Origin of the sequence: Ampullimonas aquatilis, assembly GCF_049675895.1 — a bacterium.
Classification (GTDB): Bacteria; Pseudomonadota; Gammaproteobacteria; order Burkholderiales; family Burkholderiaceae_D; genus Ampullimonas; species Ampullimonas aquatilis.
Genome location: NZ_CP183834.1, coordinates 1036171 through 1056456, shown reverse-complemented (window position 1 = coordinate 1056456; position 20286 = coordinate 1036171). Strand labels below are relative to the sequence as shown.

Annotated in this window: 16 protein-coding genes and 1 riboswitch; of the genes, 8 read left to right on the top strand and 8 right to left on the bottom strand. The window is 48.9% G+C overall.

Annotated features, from left to right (window positions below):
- Positions 1-139 precede the first annotated feature (139 nt).
- Positions 140-769 (top strand): GTP cyclohydrolase II, encoded by a 630-nt coding sequence (gene ribA / locus ACMYR3_RS04880; RefSeq protein ID WP_424195064.1) that lies wholly within the window; start codon positions 140-142, stop codon positions 767-769.
- 18 nt (positions 770-787) lie between these two features.
- On the opposite strand, the gene ACMYR3_RS04875 is transcribed toward ribA, so the two are convergent.
- Positions 788-1846 (bottom strand): ParA family protein, encoded by a 1059-nt coding sequence (locus ACMYR3_RS04875; RefSeq protein WP_424195062.1) that lies wholly within the window; start codon positions 1844-1846, stop codon positions 788-790.
- A gap of 215 nt (positions 1847-2061) precedes the next feature.
- Between ACMYR3_RS04875 and ACMYR3_RS04870 the strand changes: the two genes are divergently transcribed.
- Together ACMYR3_RS04870 and upp are read left to right on the top strand one after the other, a co-directional pair.
- The gene (locus tag ACMYR3_RS04870) at positions 2062-3594 is read left to right on the top strand and encodes a DUF1688 family protein (RefSeq protein ID WP_424195060.1); all 1533 of its coding nucleotides are present in this window, start codon (positions 2062-2064) and stop codon (positions 3592-3594) included.
- A gap of 199 nt (positions 3595-3793) precedes the next feature.
- On the top strand, positions 3794-4426 hold the full coding sequence (gene upp, locus ACMYR3_RS04865) for a uracil phosphoribosyltransferase (RefSeq protein WP_424195058.1): 633 nt from the start codon (positions 3794-3796) through the stop codon (positions 4424-4426).
- A gap of 356 nt (positions 4427-4782) precedes the next feature.
- On the opposite strand, the gene ACMYR3_RS04860 is transcribed toward upp, so the two are convergent.
- The 4 genes from ACMYR3_RS04860 to ACMYR3_RS04845 form a co-directional block, all read right to left on the bottom strand.
- The gene (locus tag ACMYR3_RS04860) at positions 4783-5232 is read right to left on the bottom strand and encodes a CBS domain-containing protein (protein ID WP_424195056.1); all 450 of its coding nucleotides are present in this window, start codon (positions 5230-5232) and stop codon (positions 4783-4785) included.
- A gap of 96 nt (positions 5233-5328) precedes the next feature.
- Positions 5329-6126 carry a hydroxypyruvate isomerase family protein gene (locus ACMYR3_RS04855; RefSeq protein ID WP_424195054.1) on the bottom strand — a complete coding sequence of 266 codons (798 nt, stop codon included), beginning with the start codon at positions 6124-6126 and terminating at the stop codon, positions 5329-5331.
- Between the two features lie 8 nt (positions 6127-6134).
- Positions 6135-7160, bottom strand: a complete 1026-nt coding sequence (gene pip, locus ACMYR3_RS04850; protein WP_424195052.1) for a prolyl aminopeptidase — start codon at positions 7158-7160, stop codon at positions 6135-6137.
- Positions 7161-7259: 99 nt separating this feature from the next.
- A complete protein-coding gene (locus ACMYR3_RS04845) occupies positions 7260-8183 on the bottom strand; it encodes a YihY family inner membrane protein (RefSeq protein WP_424195050.1) in 924 nt (307 codons plus the stop codon).
- 112 nt (positions 8184-8295) lie between these two features.
- Between ACMYR3_RS04845 and wrbA the strand changes: the two genes are divergently transcribed.
- Genes wrbA through ACMYR3_RS04830 form a run of 3 tightly spaced genes read left to right on the top strand, consistent with a single transcriptional unit; the run spans position 8296 to position 10693 of the window.
- Positions 8296-8889 carry an NAD(P)H:quinone oxidoreductase gene (gene wrbA, locus ACMYR3_RS04840; protein WP_424195048.1) on the top strand — a complete coding sequence of 198 codons (594 nt, stop codon included), beginning with the start codon at positions 8296-8298 and terminating at the stop codon, positions 8887-8889.
- Complete coding sequence (locus ACMYR3_RS04835; RefSeq protein ID WP_424195047.1) at positions 8886-9278, top strand: DUF2069 domain-containing protein; 393 nt, start codon at positions 8886-8888, stop codon at positions 9276-9278. The genes wrbA and ACMYR3_RS04835 overlap by 4 nt, the downstream gene beginning before the upstream one ends.
- A gap of 5 nt (positions 9279-9283) precedes the next feature.
- Complete coding sequence (locus tag ACMYR3_RS04830; RefSeq protein WP_424195045.1) at positions 9284-10693, top strand: FAD-binding oxidoreductase; 1410 nt, start codon at positions 9284-9286, stop codon at positions 10691-10693.
- 26 nt (positions 10694-10719) lie between these two features.
- On the opposite strand, the gene ACMYR3_RS04825 is transcribed toward ACMYR3_RS04830, so the two are convergent.
- Complete coding sequence (locus ACMYR3_RS04825) at positions 10720-12747, bottom strand: HAD family hydrolase (protein ID WP_424195043.1); 2028 nt, start codon at positions 12745-12747, stop codon at positions 10720-10722.
- A 385-nt stretch (positions 12748-13132) separates the two neighbouring features.
- Here ACMYR3_RS04825 and ACMYR3_RS04820 point away from each other — a divergent pair, with 385 nt between their 5' ends.
- Together ACMYR3_RS04820 and ACMYR3_RS04815 are read left to right on the top strand one after the other, a co-directional pair.
- Positions 13133-15892: a galactose oxidase-like domain-containing protein gene (locus ACMYR3_RS04820; protein ID WP_424195041.1), complete on the top strand. Its 2760-nt coding sequence runs from the start codon at positions 13133-13135 to the stop codon at positions 15890-15892.
- 8 nt (positions 15893-15900) lie between these two features.
- On the top strand, positions 15901-16815 hold the full coding sequence (locus tag ACMYR3_RS04815; protein ID WP_424195039.1) for a peptidylprolyl isomerase: 915 nt from the start codon (positions 15901-15903) through the stop codon (positions 16813-16815).
- Positions 16816-16881: 66 nt separating this feature from the next.
- On the opposite strand, the gene ACMYR3_RS04810 is transcribed toward ACMYR3_RS04815, so the two are convergent.
- Both ACMYR3_RS04810 and ACMYR3_RS04805 read right to left on the bottom strand, forming a co-directional pair.
- Entirely contained in the window at positions 16882-18792 is a 1911-nt protein-coding gene (locus ACMYR3_RS04810) for a TonB-dependent receptor domain-containing protein (protein WP_424195037.1), read from the bottom strand.
- A gap of 139 nt (positions 18793-18931) precedes the next feature.
- A riboswitch (cobalamin riboswitch) is annotated at positions 18932-19204 on the bottom strand.
- Between the two features lie 5 nt (positions 19205-19209).
- Entirely contained in the window at positions 19210-20184 is a 975-nt protein-coding gene (locus ACMYR3_RS04805; RefSeq protein ID WP_424195035.1) for a quinone oxidoreductase family protein, read from the bottom strand.
- Positions 20185-20286: the final 102 nt, after the last annotated feature.

The window sequence follows — 20286 nt, the reverse complement described above, 5'->3', positions numbered from 1 at the left end:
ATTGGCTTTGAGCTTTTGCAACGAGCCTCAAAATTAAACCATTTCACCCGCATCAAACCCCGTCACTCAAATGCCTATAAAATGCAGGGGTTGGCGATCGTGCTGCCCTGCCCGCGCCACTTCCTGAGAATAATATTGAATGAATGACAAACTGGTTTCAATGGTCAAGGTAGCGCAATCGCTATTGCCCACGCTGCACGGCGATCTGACCGCTCACGCTTTTCGCTCACAAGACAACGGCCAGGAACATCTGGCCATCACCGTTGGCGACTTTTCCAGCGCCCCCACTGAACCAGTGCTGGTGCGCATGCATTCCGAATGCCTGACCGGCGATGTGTTCGGCTCACGCCGTTGTGATTGTGGTGAACAACTCAACGAAGCGCTCGCCCGCATTGTGACCGCCGGTAAGGGTGTACTGCTTTATTTACGCGGCCATGAAGGTCGTGGCATTGGCATCGCCGAAAAAATCCGCGCCTATGCGCTGCAAGACCAGGGCGTGGATACCGTCGATGCCAATCTGCAACTCGGCCATCCGGCCGACGCCCGCAACTATGACGATGCTGCTGCCATGCTCGCACAACTCGGCATCTGTTCCATTCGCCTGCTGACCAACAATCCCCAAAAAATCACTGCGCTGGAAGATGCCGGTATCACCATCGTGGAACGGATTCCTTTAGTGATCCAACCCAATCCAGCCAACGCCGGTTATCTGCAAACCAAACAGTTACGCATGCGCCATAACTATGGGGTGGATACGCCGGAAGGTTGATTGAAACTTTAGCCATTATTATTCAATGTTTTGCACAAGTCTTTTTAGATTTGGAACCTGCTTATCTAATTGCGAGATGTTCACTGAAATCATTCTTCCAGCTACACTTTTTTGTCCAGCTTGTAGTCTAGAAATTGGGATACCTAACGCGCTTGAAACGACTGATGCAGTATTGGCATCATTAACTTCATATTGAAACATTTGACGAAACGAGCGTTTATTATTTGGTGTTGATGCGCCATTAGGATGAACGCAAAAATGCTGAGGCGCTGTTTGCCAAACCCCCCAGATTTCTTCACCAATTTCTTCAACAACGGTTCTAAAAGCTGATGCAGAAGATTTATTCATTTGAGTCAAACGATTTCCGATATACATATAAATCTGAGGCAACGCCATTCTATATCTTTGTGAGTTTGTGAAAAATTCGGACTGAGGTTCACCTTGATGCCGTGTGACTCCATAAATCAAAGACAAAACAGCTTTCACAGCTCTTTTAGATGAGCCATCTGCAGAAAACGGGATCAAAAGACGCTCTGCTGCCGTGAGAGCTAATTCCGTATAAATTGAAAAACTCGGATTGCAATCAATGAACACAACACTCGCTTCATTGTTCCAATATTTTTGAATGTCTTCTATAAGATCTTTAACCCACAAATGCACAATTCTCCAGGCATCTTGAGGACCCGGATTCGTAGCGCTCGATACCCTTGATGATTGAAGCTCTAACTGCTCATCGCCCACCACAAGGTAAAGGTTCTCCGGCATCTGCCTATTTAAATTAGATACATGTGTTATGTATCTTGCACCTGAGTTAGGAGATACATAGGGACTTCTAATTCGCTCTTCAAAATATCCAGATATCGTAAGTCTGGGCATATTCGTATGAATTTCAGTTAACTTTTCCTCACCGTTTAGCATTCCCCCTAACAACATTGAAGATGAATTGGCTTGGGGGCACAGATCAACAACTAGGACTTTAGTATTCGGATTTTGGCAAGCAAATTCTGCAGCGACTTGGAAAGTAAGATAACTCTTACCAACTCCTCCCTTATTATTCCAAATAGCATAAGTTGCCATCTACATACCTCCCAGTAAACTTGAACAAAAAATTTGATATCTTGGCATTGTAATTGTTAGGTATCTATTACTGGTAAAAACCTCTAATTCTATTTTTAGACTCATAAACCATAACAATTGTGGGAGCCATCAAAAATAATTCATGTCCATAAATACTCATTTAGACCTAAGTTGGGCTAAAAGGCTAATATTAAAGCTAAGAACAGGCCTTAATCTTGCTGACATTCAGCGACCCGGCAGGTGCTGTCAGCATTGCTTCAATTCTTGGCTTTTTCAACCAGCGTTTTGCAACAGGACAGTGCTTCAACCCGGCTAACACACGGCCATGCCAACAAAAGCAACACCCCGCCAAACCGGCGACGCAAGGAGGACGCGGCATGAACAAGCTCAATCAGATCATGGCTTCGAGCAGTAATCCGGGTCTGCCGGAGATGGTGAATCTGGCCGATAGCCTGCTCAACGCGCATGCCATTCGACGCCGTTGCATGCAGGTCATGCGGCATGTGGAAGATGGCCTGAGCCCTTATTTCATCTGGCAACCGAATGCCCTGCCCGCCACGACGGCGTATGTGATTGATACCATCCGTGCCGATTACGCCGATCTGGACATTCCCATGTATAGCCGCTGGCGTCATTTTGAGGTGGGTGATGTGGATCGTTGGGGACGTTTACAGCGCTCGCTGGATGTTCCCGAAGATGAGCTGGCGCGAATTCGGATCGACCTGATCATCCCCAGTGTGCTGCTTGATGCAGGCGCTGGCTCACCGTGGCAATACGTGGACTATGTCAACAAACAAAAGCTCGGGCGTTCCGAAGGCATGGCAGTGGCTAGCCTGAACCTGTTTACCAAAGGTACTTTTTCGGCAGATGAACAACATCCCTTGCGGGCCGATGCCGATGCGCTCGCCAATATCACGCCCTTCAATATTGCCAAGGCATTTCAGGTCACCACAGCCAATGCCTTGATTGGCATAGAAGGTCGCGCCAGCCTGCTGCAAAAGCTGGGTCTGGCCATGCAGAATCTGCCCGAATATTTTGGCGCACCAGCCCGTCTGGGTAATCTGTATGACTACTTCAGGCGTCTGGCCAAAAGCCAGCAGGCGGCCACCATACAAGCTGCACCGTCTGGCAAGACATCATCCACACCAGCAGCCAAGGCACTCAGCAAATTCCTGAACGCCTCGGCGCAACCGCTCAGTTTGTCAGCCGCCACCATTTTGCAAACGCTGCTGCATGCACTCAGCGATGTCTGGCCAAATCGATTGCAAGTGCAAGGTATTAACATGGGCGATTGCTGGTATCACCCGGCTGCGCAGAGCAGTGACATCACCAACGGACTGGTGCCATTTCATCTGCTGAGCCAATGGCTGACTTATTCTTTGGTAGAACCGCTGCAGCAGGCGGGCATTCATGTCACCGGGCTGGACGCATTGACCGGCCTGCCGGAATATCGTCATGGTGGCCTGCTGCTTGATATGGGTTTACTCAGCCTGCGCGACGCCAGCCTGCCACGGCAAACCTTATCGGTGGAGCACCCGGCTGTCGTGGAATGGCGTGCCGTGACAGTCATTGGACTGGATCGCCTGGCCGGTGCTGTGAGGCAAGAACTTAAATTGAGTCATAGCGAATTTACCCTCGCGCATATGCTGCAAGGTGGCAGCTGGAGCGCTGGTCGCAAGATTGCCGCAGCGCTGCGGCCGGGTGGTCATCCGCCGCTCAGTATTTGGTCAGATGGCACGGTGTTTTAGGGCTAATACCGTCGGATTAATCCAGCTCGCCATATTTAAAATTTACATAAATCCCGCACGCATTGCATCAGCAAGCTGAGGACCTATAAACCCAAGACCTACTTGCCAAGTCAGCCGATTCACAGTACAAAACAGTCAGCCCACCTTTGAAGCGCAATCATCTCGCATTGCACTTATTGCCCAGCCAACAGGAGCCCGCATGACTCAACCGCTGATGGTACTCAACCACCCGCTGATAGCCCACAAGCTCACGCTGATGCGCAACAAGGACACCACCACCGACAACTTCCGGCGCCTGCTCAAGGAAATCAGCTATGCGCTGGCTTATGAAGTCACCCGTGACCTGCCACTGCAATACACGGCCATTGAAACGCCGCTCACCACCATGCAAGCGCCAGTCATCAGCGGCAAAAAGCTTTGTCTGGTGTCCATCCTGCGCGCAGGCAATGGTTTTCTGGATGGCATGCTGGAGCTGATTCCCGCCGCGCGGGTTGGCCACATTGGCCTGTATCGTGACCACGACACCTTGCAGCCCGTGGAGTATTACTACAAAGTGCCCGAAGACATTGCCGAACGCCTGGTGATTGTGGTCGACCCCATGCTCGCCACCGGCAACTCGGCAATTGCAGCCATCTCCCGCATTAAACAAAGCGGCGCGACCACCATCAAATTCGCCTGCCTGCTCGCCGCGCCAGAAGGCATCACCGCCCTCGCCACCGTCCACCCAGACATCGCCATCTATACCACCGCCGTCGATGACCAACTCAATGAACATGGCTATATCGTGCCCGGCTTGGGTGATGCGGGAGATCGCTTGTATGGGACACGGTAAATCGTACCAATCGATAAAAACGATCAATATCTTGAACCGCCAAGACACCCAGCTCACCAAGGAAAATCCCAAGCCAAAAGCATTTCACCACCATGACACAAAAGAGCACCAAGAAAAAGCATGGGATCAAGGTAATACCAAGTACATAGCCTTGGACAGGCTAGTACACGGTCCCAAATAAAAAAACAGTGCAACTTACTTGAATTTATCTTTGCGTCTTTGATGATTTTGCGCGAAATCTTATTTTGAGTTCCTAATCCAATTAATGGTTAAATATTAACTAACAAAAAAGCCAGACTCAGTCTGGCTTTTTGTTCAATTGAAAGAGTAGTCAACAGTACCACTCACTCAAAAATTCAACCACTGATTTCTTCTTCTGGCCAATCGCGGATATAGGCCTTGAGCATTTTGTTTTCAAAGTTTTGTTCGTCGATCACGGCTTTGGCAACGTCGTAGAAAGACACCACACCCATCAAGGTGCGTTTGTCGAGTACGGGCATGTAGCGGGCGTGCTTTTCGAGCATGATACGACGCAACTCGTTGACTTCGGTTTCCATGGTGACGGTCATGGGGTGATCGTCCATGACGGAACGAATCAGCACATCGCCGACTGCACCACGATTTTTCTTGAGTTGGGAAATCACTTCGCGAAAAGTCAGCATACCAACCAGATCGCCATGTTCCATGACCACCAGGGAGCCAATATCATGTTCGGCCATGGCTTCCACAGCGGAACGCAATGGGGTTTCAGGCGTGACGGTAAAGAGTGTCGTTCCCTTGACCTTGAGAATGTCAGCAACTTTCATGGGTATTCCTCAGGTAGAAATGTGGAAAGATTATTTTTTTCTGATGGCTTCCATGCTAGCCCAAAGCCCAAGATAAATAAACCCTGCCAGGGCAAATCAGGGCAAATTATGTGTAAGGGTTTTCATCCATGCCAGGCCATCATGGGTGCCATTGACCACTGCACCGCGGCTGGGCTTGTATTCTGCCCCAATCATGCCGGTGTCATGTCGGGCCAATAACGCCAAAATGGTGCGATAGTCGACTTCACCGACGTCAGGCTCGCCACGCGCTGGCACACCCGCGATCTGGACATGGGCAATACGTGCCTGATTGGCCAGAAACCGTGTGATCAGATCACCTTCCATGATTTGCGCATGATAAAAATCCATCATCAGCTTGAGATTGTCTGCACCCACTTCGTCCATCACACTCAAAGCCTGTGACTGATAATTGAGCCAGTAGCCAGGCACATCGCGGGTATTGATGGGTTCAATGACCACCGTCAGCCCGGCTTTGGCAGCCTCGACACAAGCCAGTTTGAGGTTGGCGACAAAGGTGGCACGAGCAGCGTCAGCAGCCCCGGTTTGCTGATCCACCTTGCCCGCCATGACATGCAATAGCCGATTACCCAGCACCCGACTGTAGGCGATGGCTTGTTGCAGGCCATCGGCAAAATCGGCTTCGCGGCCCGGCACAGCAGCCAGACCAAAATCATCAGCCCACGGGCCTTTGGGGGTATTGTGCAAAACCAGCGGTAAACCCGCATGGGATAAGGCTTGATGCAAATCGGCAGCAGCAACTTCATAGGGAAACTGGATTTCAGCAGCGGCAAAGCCATCGGCAGCAGCCAGGGCAGGACGCGCCAATACGGGCACTTCGGTATAAAGCAAGGACAGGTTGGCCGCAAATTGCATGACAAAACTCAGCTGATACGGGACTTCATGGCTTCGGTAGCTGTGACCAGGGCGCGGCAATTACCGGGTTCAAAAGCGGAATGGCCAGCGTCGGGCACCATCACCAATTGCGAGCCGGGCCAACGCATATGCAGTTCCCAAGCAGTGGATGGTGGACACACCATGTCATAACGACCTTGCACGATGATGGCAGGCAAATGCGCGATTTCAGACAGATTTTCCAGCAGTTGGCCTTCGGCAATAAAACCCGTGTGCTGCATGTAATGGCATTCGAGCCTGGCCAAAGCGAGCGCGACTTCATCACTGGCCATGCGGGCTGCGGTGGCCGCACTGGCGGCTGGCAATAAATTGGCGCAACTGCCTTCGTAGCGACTCCAGATTTGCGCCCAGCGTTGCGCGCCGACGGGATCTTTGTCATCAAACAGGCGATCTGCATAGGCCGCCAGAATATCACCACGCTCTTCATCAGGAATACCGTCGGTAAAGGCTTGCCAGGCTTCGGGGAAAAATTGCCCCATGCCATAGAGGAACCAGTCGATTTCGCTCTGACGAATCAAAAAGATGCCACGCAGGATAAAGCCCAAACAGCGCGCCGGATGCGTCTGCCCATATGCCAACGCCAGAGTGGATCCCCAGGAACCACCGAAGACCAGCCATTGATGAATGCCCAGATGATCGCGCAGGCGCTCGATATCATTGACCAGATGCGCGGTGGTGTTTTGACAGATTTCACCAAACGGCAAGGACTTGCCAGCACCACGTTGGTCAAACAGCACAATGCGGTAATAGGCCGGATCAAAAAACTGGCGTGAAGCCGCCGAACAGCCACCACCAGGGCCACCATGCAAAAAGACAACGGGCACGCCTTGCGGATTGCCACACACTTCCCAGTACATTTCGTGCAGATTGTCCAGCGCCAGATAACCGGAATCATAAGGTTCCAAGGCAGGAAACAAGGGCGACAAAGGTGAGTCTGACGGCGCTGACGATGCTGCACTAGCAGTGGCCGACGTGCTGGCTGAATTGGCTATCAAGATTGGTACTCCCTATAGGTATATATTAAAACCACCACTCTCAAGTGCGTAAATATTGAGGTATTTTGAATACCCCCAACATCATCATTAGCGCTATCATCACCGCAGCCGGGTTCGTTTGCGATGGCGTTTACCACGCAGACTGAAATTGAAAAAATGGGCAGGTTCCTTGCGAACTCGTCGCCGTGGCGTGCCACCCGCGGCCTGTGGTAAAGCGGCAGTGATGGCCGCACCCAGCAGCGTCACCATCCAGCTCATATAAACCCACAACAAAAAGATGGGCACGGCTGCGAAGGCACCATAGACGGCGGTGTACGTCGGAAACTTCTTGATGTAAAGCGCAAAACCCCGCTTCATGATTTCAAACAGCAAGGCCGCAATCGCGCCACCAAAAATGGCATGCTTGCGCTCCACCTTGCAATTGGGCACGTAGGTATAGAGCATGGCATAAGCCACTGTGGTGAGCGCCAGCGGGATCAGCGACAGCAACTCGTTGAACACTTCAGGCATGAGCGCCACCAGACTACCCGACTTGGAGGCAATATAAGAAGTCAGGCTCAGACTGCCACCAATCAAAATCGGCCCCAACGACAATGCCGCCCAGTAAACCAGCACCCGCTGGCGCAAGGGCCGCGGCTTTTTGACATGCCATAAATCGTTGAGCGCCCGATCCACCGTGAGCATGGTGATGATGGCCGTGACCATCACCCCCACCAGACCCCAGGTCGTCAGCCCCTTGGCCTTGGCCGCAAACTGGTTGAGATACTTCATGACTTGCGTGCTGACTGCTTCGGGCATCAGGTTTTGGGTGAGCAGATCCTGAATGTGGCTGCGAAAGCTGTTAAAGACCGGAAAAGCAGTAAACAAGGCGAGGATTACCGCCAGCATCGGCACCATCGACAGAACCGTGGTAAAAGTCAGGCTACCGGCCACCTGCGCAATCCGGTCAGAGCGAAAGCGCTCGCGGACCAGCTGCAGCAGCGTCCATAATTGCAAAGGTTTCTTGAGAAGATAATCAGTCATAGGGGCTGTAGTGTAATGGACAGACTCATCAGCTGACCACCCATAATAAGCATGTTTTTGGATTGAAAATGAATTCAGCTTTTTTTGACTTGCCAATGAAAGACGCCAAACCATGAAAGAAGTTCTGGTGCTGTATTACTCGCGTCATGGTGCCACCCGTGAATTGGCTTATGCCATTGCCGCAGGGATTGATAGCATTGCCGGTGTGAGCACCCGCCTGCGCACTGTACCTGCCGTTTCTGCCAATTGCGAAGCCACCGAAACGGACATACCCAGTGACGGCCCACCTTATGTGGAAACCCGCGACCTGGAGGAATGCATCGGCCTGGCGCTGGGCTCACCGACCCGCTTTGGCAATATGGCCGCGCCACTCAAATATTTTATCGACAGTACCTCCAGCGCGTGGCTGGCAGGCACACTCAGTGGCAAACCAGCCTGCGTCTTTACCTCGACCGGCAGCCTGCATGGTGGGCAGGAGTCCACACTGCTCTCAATGATGCTGCCACTCTTGCATCATGGCATGTTCATGATTGGCCTGCCCTATTCCGAACCCGAACTGATGACAACCCGCTCTGGCGGTACACCTTATGGCGCCTCGCACCTCGCCACCAGTAAAGGCGATGTGCCGCTGCAAGCCGATGAACACAAATTGGCCATGGCTTTAGGTCAACGACTGGCCAGAACCGCATTAAAATTGAGCGCATGACTTCATCCAAAATGCTTTCTTTAGGCGCATCCATCAGTCTGCTGGCACTGATTGCACTGTGCGTGGCCTGGGAACTCTGGCTCGCACCAGTGCGTCCCGGCGGTTCCTGGCTGGTGCTCAAGGCCCTGCCCTTGCTCATTCCGCTACCCGGGATTCTCAAACAACGCAATTACACGATGCAATGGTCAGCCATGTTCATATTGCTGTACCTGACCGAAGGCCTGGTGCGTGCCACCAGTGATAAAGGTTTTTCAGTCGTGCTGGCCTGGCTGGAAGTGACCTTATGCGTGGCCTTCTTTTTTTGCACGCTCTTTTATTTACGGCCTTATAAAAAACTGGCCAAACTGAAAAAAGCCGCAGCACAAAATCAGACAGCCTCTTCATCGTGAATGACATGCTCAATCAACTACTGCCACAACTGAACAATCTGTTGGGTAGCCAGCATGTTTTAACGGATGCCGACGCAACACAGCCATATTGCATTGACTGGCGCAAACGTTATCAGGGCCATGCTTTGGCAGTGGTATTGCCAGCCAGCGTGGTAGAAGTGATGGCGATTGTGCAACTGTGCCGGACAGCGCAGGTCAGCATCGTGCCGCAAGGTGGCAATACCAGTCTGTGCGGTGGCGCAACCCCGCTTGCGCAAGGTCGACAGATCGTGCTGTCATTAAAACGCATGAATCAGGTTCGCGAAATTGATCCTATCAACAACACCATCACGGCAGAAGCTGGCTGCATCTTGCAACATGTTCAAGAAGCCGCCGCTGGTGTTGATCGGCTGTTTCCCTTGAGTCTGGCAGCAGAAGGCAGTTGCACCATTGGGGGCAACCTTTCCACCAACGCCGGTGGCACCGCCGTTTTGCGTTATGGCAATGCGCGCGAGTTATGTCTTGGCCTGGAAGTCGTGACCGCGCAAGGTGAGCTATGGAATGGATTACAAGGATTGCGCAAGGACAATACCGGCTATGATTTGCGTGATTTACTCATCGGTGCTGAAGGTACATTGGGCATCATCACAGCTGCAACACTGAAGCTCTACCCTCAACCCCATGCGCAAATGACGGCACTCGCTGCATTGGGCAGTCTCAATCAGGCCATGGCCTTACTGAATCTGGCACAACAAATTTGTGGTGCCACTCTGACTGGCTTTGAGGTCATGTCGGATGTTTGCCTGCAATTGGTCGAGCAATATCTGCTGCCACAAAAACAGCCCTTCTCACACCATCATGCCCAGTATGTGCTGCTAGAAATTTCAGATAATGAAAGTGCCGAGCATGCGCGCAGTCGCTTTGAAACACTGCTGCACACAGCGCTGCAACAGGGGCTGATTGAAGATGCGATTGTGGCCGAATCAATCGCACAATCCAAAGCACTCTGGCACTTGCGCGAATCCATTCCGCTGGCTCAGGCACAAGATGGTTTAAATATCAAACATGATATTGCCGTGCCCATTTCACAGATTGCCAGCTTTGTCGAAAAGATGGATAGCATATTGCTCCATGCCTATCCCGGTATCCGACTGGTGACCTTTGGCCATCTGGGTGATGGCAATCTGCATTACAACGTCGCCGCACCTGCAGGACAATCTGCCAAAGAATTTTTGACGCTAGAACCCACAATCAATCAGCTGGTTTATGAACAGGTGTACGCCCATGGTGGTAGCCTGTCGGCTGAACATGGGCTGGGTCAGCTCAAGCGCGAAACCATCACTCACTATAAAGACAAGGTAGCCTTGACACTGATGCACTCAATCAAGCAGGCGCTGGACCCAATGAACATAATGAATCCAGGCAAGCTACTTTAATTATTCACTCGATCGGACAGGCTCATTCAGGCAGGCTTATTAGGTTTGATGAACTGCTTAAGATCGGCCAGCCCTTGATAACAACGTCGCAGCATGACCAGTCCAGGTTTGTTATAAAGCTTGGCATAACCATAAATCCAGCTGATCTGAGTCAGAAACTGTTTGAATTGATGACGATAACTACCGTTTACAAAGATCTTGATAAACCAGAGTGGATGTAGCGACAGATCTTTGCTGACAAACTCACCCATGCCAAAGGTTTCATTGTGGTTCAATTTGAAGAAAGCATCTGCCATGATCTTGGGTGGATTGGTCACAATGTTGTACCAGATTGACCAGGCCACAGGCTGAATCTCGGATAACTGAATCACATTGCGTTTGATGACTTCAGCCATGGCAGGGGTCGCCGCCAACAGCATTTCCTGATAATGACGGGTAAAGGCTTCGTAGCTCTGATTTTCATCATCATCCACCAAACGAATCGCCATCATCTTGCCGTTGATTTCATGGTATCCCGTGGTACTGCCATTCGGTGAATTGGTCAGCATTTCCAACGGTGCGGCAAAGTGCATCACTTCACTATATTGAGTTGCTTGATTCTTATTAAGGTCGGGACCAAATGCCTGTTTTTTGACATTGCCAGGCTGCACATTGATCATTTCATGCAAGCCAAGGTAATAGCCAGTCAATTCAGTCTGCGGATAAAGATAGGAAATATTGTCCTGGATCGTGCCGCGCCAGCCGATATCCACAATCGCCACTTTTTTGAGATCATCAGTCAGGCCACGCTCAATTAAATAATTACGCAACATGGTCTGATCGGACTGCAATTGGGCACCAAGCACAGCGGTGAAATGCATATCAGCAAAGAGTGCCTGAACACGCTGATCCTTCCAGGGGTGATGCATCACTTCATCCAGCGGCACCTGATGTTTATCCAAATAGATCTGATAATCAGCCGCCATCACATTGAGCGATTTGAATAAGCTAGCCATATTCTGTGATGAATATTGGCTCCATAAGCGCATCAATTCATGCGTTGAAATTTCACGTAATGAAGGACCAAATGTCGCCACCCGGCTGACCTCCAATAAACCAGCAGGCGGGACTGGCGCACCAAGCACATCGTGTTGACGCAAGACTTCGTAGATTTGTCTGAAAAACTCACCTTCACGGGTAAAGAAAAAGACCGCCTCTTGTCCCTGCTCCACGATCTGCTGCTGAATATAAAGTGCAAAGCCAATAAAGAGCAAACCCGTTTCCGCAACCAGTCGCTTGATCTCATCCGGCCCAGAATGTGACTCAAGCGCTTGCAAACCAACCGACCGCAATTGTTGAATGGCCAGATTTCGAGACGTGAATATTTGCTCTCTGGTCAGTCGTGCCTGATGCTCTGACTCCGGCAAAAAACGCTCATTGGCAATACCCACTTTGGTTGGCATCTTGACATCGGCGTGTGGATTATCACCATAATGCTTTAGTGATTGTTTATCTAGCTGGGTGTTAGCCACAACATGATCAAATAATCGTCCCGATGCTTTACTCAAACGATGATCGCTGGAAGAATAGCCATGATCAAAATAATGCCGCAAACCGACTTGCTCAAGCAACCCATGCAAATGATCTGCGGAAAGATAAAAATCAGAAATGAAAATCTTCTTCGCAGCGCTATGCTGCTCCAGAATTTTTTCAATATGCGGATCAGCATAAATCATTGCCCGTTCTTGTTCAATTTCTACACGAATGAATGCCTCAACCAATTCCGGCAAATTTGCAGGCTCTTCAATACAAACCTTCTGTATCCAGCCCTGCAAAACCTCAGCAATAGCATATTCAAAATCGTGCCCCGCATTTTTAGACTGGACCCCAATGTCATGCTCAACTTGCTGGCGCGCCTTCAATAACTGAAAGACATCCTGAAACTGCGGCAGAATAAACTGACGATAGGATAAGAGGAAAATCTGTGCAACACGTGCCTTGATCGCATCTGGATGGCAATGACGGCGCAGCAAGGTATCCCAAACATCAAAACTGACTACTGAATATTCACTCATTCGAAATTTTCTTGATAAAAATCAACTGATGGCATAGTAAACAAACTTCCACCTATCACATCCGCATAAATGCACAGCACCTGCGCTTAATCAAATTTATAGTCTTTCAATACGTTATCTTGGCAAGAATTGGACGAAATTATTAACAATTCACATGACAGTTTGTTGCGAAATATTCCAGGCAGGGAACTATCTTGGATAATAGACGACTATTTGGTGTTTTTACGAATTACATCCAAAGTAGAAAGAATTTCAGTAAATCTGGGTCTTCATCTTGCTTGGGTAACGTATTATGTTGTCTAGGCTGCACTTTTGTAAAAGAATTCGACATCCCCTGACTTTCGAGACAGGGAATTACATTGTTTTTATTTTGAATTGAACTGCTATGTCACGCATTGCTCAACTCGGTTTTTTCCAGTTTGTAGTCAGTTGTCTATTTATCATGATTTGCCTGCCAACTCACGCTGCCTACAATGGACCCGGTTACTATCAGATCAAATCCGTTCAGACTGGTAATTGTGCAGGTAGAGACACCACCTATCCTGACAACCGCGGCCATCTTCAGTCCATGAATATTTGTGATGATGCAAATGCTACGAATTATCATGGCGGCCAGTTTTTTTACGTTAAACCTATTTCAATCACCAATGGCACAACGATCAACGCCAATTTGATCCTGCGCGCCAGTGGAAGGTGTGCTGATACGGAATTGGACCCGGTTTTCTTTACCCCATTGCCAAGAGATTCGCGGGTCATTCAGTATCAATGTGAAGTCGGTCGTACCAGTCAGATCTGGGCCTTGATTCCTAATGGTAATGGCGCTTACACCATTAAAAACACAAGCACCACAGACCAGTGTCTGGTGACCAGTGCACCGTATCAGGATATGACATTAGCCGCCTGCACAGGCGGCCCAGATCAATTATTCAGCGTCAATGATGCCCGATTACTCAGTACCTTTGAAACCATCGGCATCCCCTCCAATGCGGTCAATACCAATAGTCCTGCTGGCATTGAAACAGCAACGCTATCCAACAAGACCTTTAGGTTGATTTCGGGTAAGAACAATAAATGTCTGGATGAAGGCAGTACTGATGTTGTCAATGATGCCATCTTTGAGGCAACTTGCAATAATGGCATCGCTCAGGAGTGGAAATTAACACCTCGGCCAGCAGATAAAGGCGCCGAGAATTATGGTTACTGGATTAAATCTGCCTACTATGAGCCTTTCTGTTTAGATGCGTTGGCAACCGGTAATGGCAGTCGCGTTTCTGCAATTGAATGTCTGGCAAACACATTCAATAACTCAACACAAGAGTTCAATCAGATATGGTATCTGCAACCTGTTGGGATTGAATACTACAATCAACCCTATAAAAATGACGGCACACGCAATAATGGCTTGCACTTCAATCTATTTGAAAGAACTGGTGAAAAATATCTGATCGTTAATAAATTAAGTCAGTTTTGTCTACAGACCGATACAAATGGCAAGGCAATTCAGGCAATCTGTGATGGTTCGGATGGCCAATTCTGGCATCTGCGAGAAGTAAAAAACAGCGGTGAAGCAAGTCGAATTGGTCAGTGGAGTGGAAAAATCGCCTTTCCTTCCATTCCTGTCGCCGCCGCCGTTTTGCCTGACGGCAAAGTGTTGACGTGGTCCTCATGGGACAGACTGGCCTGGACACAGGACGGCTGCACTGGCTGCAAACCTGCCGCGACTTACACCGCAGTGTATGACCCCATCGCCAATACGATCGTAGACTGGAATGAAACTGTTTCTCAACACGATATGTTCTGTCCAGGCACGGCCTATTTACCTGATGGACGACTGCATGTGACTGGTGGTGGTTATAACGTGAAGACAACCAGCATCTTTGATTTCTCCAAACCGCTCGGCACTGCATGGAAAAAAGATGATGATATGTTCCAGGGACGCTGGTATAACACCGCCGTCACACTGCCCAATGGCAATGTCTTTACCTTGGGTGGCAGTCATTATCGTAGAGCGACAGGCCTGCCTGGAGGAAATGGTCATGGCGAAGTTTGGCAAGCCAACAAGTCTGATGGGCAACGCTGGACAGATTTACCCACCATGAAAATGGATGAACTACTTAAGGGTACGACAGCAGAAAAATATATTACTGACCCAAATAATACTGATAATCCACAAACCGACAGCAACCGTGCAGAAGAACATCCCAAACTGGTCGTAGCACCCAATGGCAAACTGTTTGTCGCTGGTCCTACACCCAATATGCAATGGTTTGATACAGATTGGAAAAATAATTATGCTGCGCCAACAGTCACTACTGCTGGCAAACGCGGTGGTGATGAAGTCAGCCAGAATGGCGTTGTTGTCAATTATGGCAATGGCAAAATTCTGAAAGCAGGCGGCAATATCTGGTACGACAGTCCTGGTACCTGCATTGAGATCGTACCCGGATGTACACAACAGACTCTGGCTGATGCGATTAAATCCATCTCCAATGCGAATGCCTATCTGATTGATATCAATAACGGCACTAAAGTCACTCCCATTCCCAAAATGCGCTTTAATCGCGCCTTCGCCAATGGTGTTGTTTTACCTGACGGAACCGTACTCATCATCGGTGGCAGTGGCAATGGCAAACCCTACGACGACACAGAACCACGGCGCACACCCGAGTTATTCAACCCTGCCACCAAATCCTGGAAAAACATGGCACCCATGGCCACAACCCGCGGCTATCATTCCGTCGCAATGTTATTACCTGATGGTCGGGTCTTTGCTGGTGGTGGCGGTTTATGCGGTACTTGTAATACAAACCATCCTGATGCTGAAATATTTTCACCACCTTACCTTTTCAAAGGAACACGCCCTGTCATCACGAGTGCCCCAGCCACTATCGCATATGCCAGTAAATTCAATGTCACGACGAGTGGCTTTGGTATTGCCAAATTTACGCTGATTCGGCTTTCATCGGTCACTCACTCTGTGAATACCGATCAACGATTGGTAGAGCTTACGGCCGGTCTAAACGGTAACAATTATGTTGTGTCAAGCCCATTGAATGGCAATATTGCGCCACCCGGCTATTACATGTTGTTTGCACTAGATGTTAACAATATTCCATCAGTAGCAAAGATCATCAAATTGAATTAGAGATAGCGATGAAGTTAAAACTGCTTTGTGTGTTCGTCAGCGCATTAGGTCTTATCAGTCAGTCAGTTGTTTATGCTCATGCTGGCCATGATCACGAGACCGAAGAAAATCATAGCGCTCGTCAGCAGGCTGCCATTACTGTTAAGGGCAAAGATATTGTCATCAATGGTGAAACCCTGGCCTATTCGGTATTAGTTGGTCTTGTTCTAGAAAACTTTCCAATCTGGGACAAGGCTACCATACCGGATCAAGTTCGATACATACAAGCTAACCAAATTGATCTGACCATTCTTGCCCAAACAGCAAGCAAGGAAGGTTTGGATTCACAGGTTTTATCAGATACAAAATTAAGCGAACTTAAATCCGAAGTCAACAAGCAAGACCAACGGCTTATTACAGCCGAGCAGCGCTTGCAAATTCTCAAACGCAATTGCTTAGCCAAGGCTTATCTGGACAAGTATTCTCAGTCTATACAAATTGATGAGCCGCTCATTCAAAAGCAATATGAAGCGTCCGTTCAGCAAGTTGGCACAAAGGTTTTCCATTTACGTAAATTGCGTGTTGATGATTTAGCTGAAGCCGAAAAAATTAAGATTGAATTTGAAAAAGGCCGGGCGATTGATGATCTGATAAAACAGTCTTCAACCGATATCCCTAGTCGAATCAATGGTGGCGATTTAGGCTGGAATCTTGCTGGTGCATTTCCTACCGAACAGACAAAAGTCATTCAGTCACTGCATGACAAACAATTGAGCCAACCGATTGCTGAAGCAAATGGCTATGTACTGTTTTATGTAGAAGCCACCAAACCCAATCTATTACCAACGTATGCAGAGTCTCGCGAAAGCCTGATCGACTCCTACAAGCGCAAGCAGGTTAATGACTTGATTGCAAAGCTTCGTTCACAATCACATATTGAATAAAATTCATAGTAGCCTCAAATGAAAACAGCGTACTCAGTACGCCATTTCTTTTTTTAGACCGATAACTTATTTATCAGTCATCTGCCACCTAACACCCACAAACACACCTCGACTTGGCTGGTTATAACCATAAGCCATTTCATAATGCTCCTGCAATGCATTTTCTATCCGACCATAAACGGACCAATCTTTGCTTAAAGCATAAGAAGTCGTCAATGTTGCCAATACATAAGACTTGAGTGTCACATTCTCAATCGGAAATGCATCATAGTTCAAATCAGGTTTATCACCGGTGTATTGAAGTGTGCCACCAAATGACCAAGGCCCGGTTTGATGTAATGCAGAAAAAGAACCAAAGGTTCTGGCGCGTCGTTGCAACGTAATGCGCTTGATATCATCCTTGGGATCCTGAATCGTCAAACTGGCTCTGATACGGGTTGCCGCTACCATCGCAGAATAGCTCAGCTCCAGTCCCTGATTGGATGCCTTGGCAGTATTCACATACAAACCATAAGGCGAACCCCAAGGGGCCATGGTGCCCAATGATGCATCATAATCAATTTGATCATGTACCCTGGTTTTAAAGATTGTGGCACGTAATATCTGCCCAGCCTGATCATACTGAAACCCCAGTTCAACGGTTTTACCCTTCTCGGCTCTCAAATCACGATTACCATAATTGGGCGCATAAAGTTGCCCCAATAACGGTGCGGTAAATGCAGAAGACACGTTGGCAATAAGTTTAATATTTGAATTGAAATGATAACCATAGCCCAATAAATAAGTGGCCGCTGTTCCAAAGTCTTTGGTGTGATCAATCCGGCCATTTAACTGAACTTGATGTTGCCCCAACGTCTGGGCATAACCAGCATATAAGCTGGACAGATTGCGACTACGATCAATATTGGGATCAAACAGTGTTTCTGTATGAATCGTCTGACGATCAAGCTCGGCACCCATCGTCAGTTTGGCATCCTGGCCAAAATTCAAAGTGTTATTCCATTGCACAGCCTGATGGCGTGTCTTGTAACGAGAATCAAAAGCCCTGTCACGTTCACTCAAATAGTCGTCACTTGATTGCGATACCGTCAGCAAACTGGACCAGTCTTGGGTAATCTGATTTTTACTGAACAGACTGATTTGCTGCAAAACCGAATAAGCAATCTGGGAAACGGTATTGGGTACAAATGCTGTAAAGCCATTATCGTAACCAGTTCTGCCTTCGGTGCGAAACAACCTCAATCCCAGTTCCTGTCCATGAGCCCATTGCTGAGACAGCATGCCTTGAAAACTGCGATTATGAAAGCCATCTCTATCCGGATTATCATTTTTAATGATGTCTGGATTACTCACGGAAATACCACTGGTATTTAAAGCAGACAGGTTAAAGGCATAGCGTGTGTCACCCTTTTGTCCAGCCACACCACCAGCCAGTTTTTGAGTATGCATTGAACCAAGCTCTGCATTTAAATTGACTTGTTGACCTGGCTGGCCTTGCTTAGTGAAAATTTGAATAACACCACCCATGGCGCTCGAACCATAAAGACTGGACACATTGCCACGTACCACCTCAATACGATCAATCTGATCGAGCATGATCTGGCTAACAGCGGTACCACCTGTTGATTGGGTATCGATCCTTACGCCATCGATCAATACCAGAGTCTGACGTGTTTCAGCACCACGCATAAACAGACCACCAACTTGCCCCATGCCACCCGGCTGAGAAATTTGTATGCCGGCCTCTTGAGACAACAATGTTGCAAGATCTTTGGCTTGTGATGCCACAATATCCTGCTGCTGCAAGACAGTGGTATGCGGCAAAGCATCCGTTAACGATTGTGGGGTGCGATTTGCCGTCACAACAACGGGTTGCATGACAGCCTCTTCCGCTTGAGCCAACACGGCCATGCCAAGACAAGAAAACGCCACTAAACGACTTAATAAAATGGTTTGAAACGGTACAACGGATTGCATAATCACTCCCTGATTTCCTGCTACCCCGCAGGAAATATTGACAAAAAGAGGGAGCGCACATAGTCCGGCTTGCGCATTCAAACTGACGAATGCAAACCGTTACTTTTTTGAAGTGGTATGGAAACCGGATCCCCGCGGCACCCTCAGGCTTTGTCTGGCCGGTATCCGGGCTGACAGGTTGACCAATTCATCCTTCCCATTCATCCAGCGATAAACCAGTATGAACAGTGGATATGAGAACTGGCTTGCATTCATATCATCAGAAAGCGCATCTGCGATCTCTTGAACGACGAGATGAACGTGCCTGCTTACCGTTGCGGGGGCAGCTCAGTTGACGGATCGATAAAATCCGGCTGATTCCCGTTTAACTGTACTTTAATAAAAGCACGAGCACCAAACGGGCTGAATTGTACAGGTTTAAGGAATCAGTATGGTCGATCCAATGGTTTTACGATTTTCCAGGGCGATATGGGCTTGTGCCACATCCTTGAGTGCGAATCGCTGTTTGATTTCTATGGCAACCTTGCCCGACTCCACCATGCCAAACAATTCGCCCGCCATGTTTTCCAGATCACTGCGTTTGGTCGTGTAATTAAACAGCGAAGGACGGGTTACAAAAAGTGATCCACGTTGCGCCAGATCACCCATGGTGAAAGCCGGCGCAGGCCCCGAAGCATTCCCAAAACTGACCAACATACCCAGTGGTGCCAGACAATCCAGCGAGCCCCAGAAAGTGTCCTTACCGATCGAATCATAAACAACACTGACACCTTGTCCACCGGTAATTTCTCTGACGCGCTCGACAAAACTCTCGGTGTTGTAATTGATGACATGGGTACAGCCCATCTGTTTGGCCAGCTCGCCTTTTTCTTCTGAACCGACAGTGCCAATCATGGTGACACCCAAAGCACGTGCCCATTGACAAGCAATCAGGCCCACACCACCAGCCGCAGCATGAAACAGAATCGTTTCACCACCCTGCAAACGAAAGGTGCGACGAAACAAATACTGCACAGTAAGCCCTTGCAACATCATCGCTGCACCCTGCTCAAAGGAAATGTCATCCGGCAAGCGGATCAACGATTCAGCCGGCATGACACGCTGTTCTGCATAAGCACCGGGAGGCTTGGTAGCATAAACGATCCGATCACCGGGTTTGACATGATCAACGCCCTCGCCAACCGCCTCAACCACCCCGGCAGCCTCCATACCAAGACCCGCAGGTAAATCCAGTGGGTAAAGGCCGGTTCGAAAATACACGTCGATGTAATTCAAACCACACGCATGATGTCGAACCAGCGCCTCGCCCGGAGCCGGAGCGCGCACCTCAACATCGACATATTGCATGACCTCTGGTCCACCATGCACAAATAAACGGATCGCCTTGGACATCTATTGCTCCTAACCAAACTTATATTGATTGAGTATAAAGGAGATTGATTGACTGAATCCTGCCTCAAAAAACCATATTGAGGTATCTCAGTAGCTCGCCCA

What these genes read in the sequence shown, in the direction of transcription:
- ribA (WP_424195064.1), top strand. Translation starts at nt 140, where the DNA reads ATGAATGACAAACTGGTTTCAATGGTCAAGGTAGCGCAATCGCTATTG.
- ACMYR3_RS04875 (WP_424195062.1), bottom strand. Translation starts at nt 1,846, where the DNA reads ATGGCAACTTATGCTATTTGGAATAATAAGGGAGGAGTTGGTAAGAGT.
- upp (WP_424195058.1), top strand. Translation starts at nt 3,794, where the DNA reads ATGACTCAACCGCTGATGGTACTCAACCACCCGCTGATAGCCCACAAG.
- ACMYR3_RS04860 (WP_424195056.1), bottom strand. Translation starts at nt 5,232, where the DNA reads ATGAAAGTTGCTGACATTCTCAAGGTCAAGGGAACGACACTCTTTACC.
- ACMYR3_RS04855 (WP_424195054.1), bottom strand. Translation starts at nt 6,126, where the DNA reads ATGCAATTTGCGGCCAACCTGTCCTTGCTTTATACCGAAGTGCCCGTA.
- ACMYR3_RS04845 (WP_424195050.1), bottom strand. Translation starts at nt 8,183, where the DNA reads ATGACTGATTATCTTCTCAAGAAACCTTTGCAATTATGGACGCTGCTG.
- wrbA (WP_424195048.1), top strand. Translation starts at nt 8,296, where the DNA reads ATGAAAGAAGTTCTGGTGCTGTATTACTCGCGTCATGGTGCCACCCGT.
- ACMYR3_RS04835 (WP_424195047.1), top strand. Translation starts at nt 8,886, where the DNA reads ATGACTTCATCCAAAATGCTTTCTTTAGGCGCATCCATCAGTCTGCTG.
- ACMYR3_RS04830 (WP_424195045.1), top strand. Translation starts at nt 9,284, where the DNA reads ATGCTCAATCAACTACTGCCACAACTGAACAATCTGTTGGGTAGCCAG.
- ACMYR3_RS04825 (WP_424195043.1), bottom strand. Translation starts at nt 12,747, where the DNA reads ATGAGTGAATATTCAGTAGTCAGTTTTGATGTTTGGGATACCTTGCTG.
- ACMYR3_RS04820 (WP_424195041.1), top strand. Translation starts at nt 13,133, where the DNA reads ATGTCACGCATTGCTCAACTCGGTTTTTTCCAGTTTGTAGTCAGTTGT.
- ACMYR3_RS04815 (WP_424195039.1), top strand. Translation starts at nt 15,901, where the DNA reads ATGAAGTTAAAACTGCTTTGTGTGTTCGTCAGCGCATTAGGTCTTATC.
- ACMYR3_RS04810 (WP_424195037.1), bottom strand. Translation starts at nt 18,792, where the DNA reads ATGCAATCCGTTGTACCGTTTCAAACCATTTTATTAAGTCGTTTAGTG.
- ACMYR3_RS04805 (WP_424195035.1), bottom strand. Translation starts at nt 20,184, where the DNA reads ATGTCCAAGGCGATCCGTTTATTTGTGCATGGTGGACCAGAGGTCATG.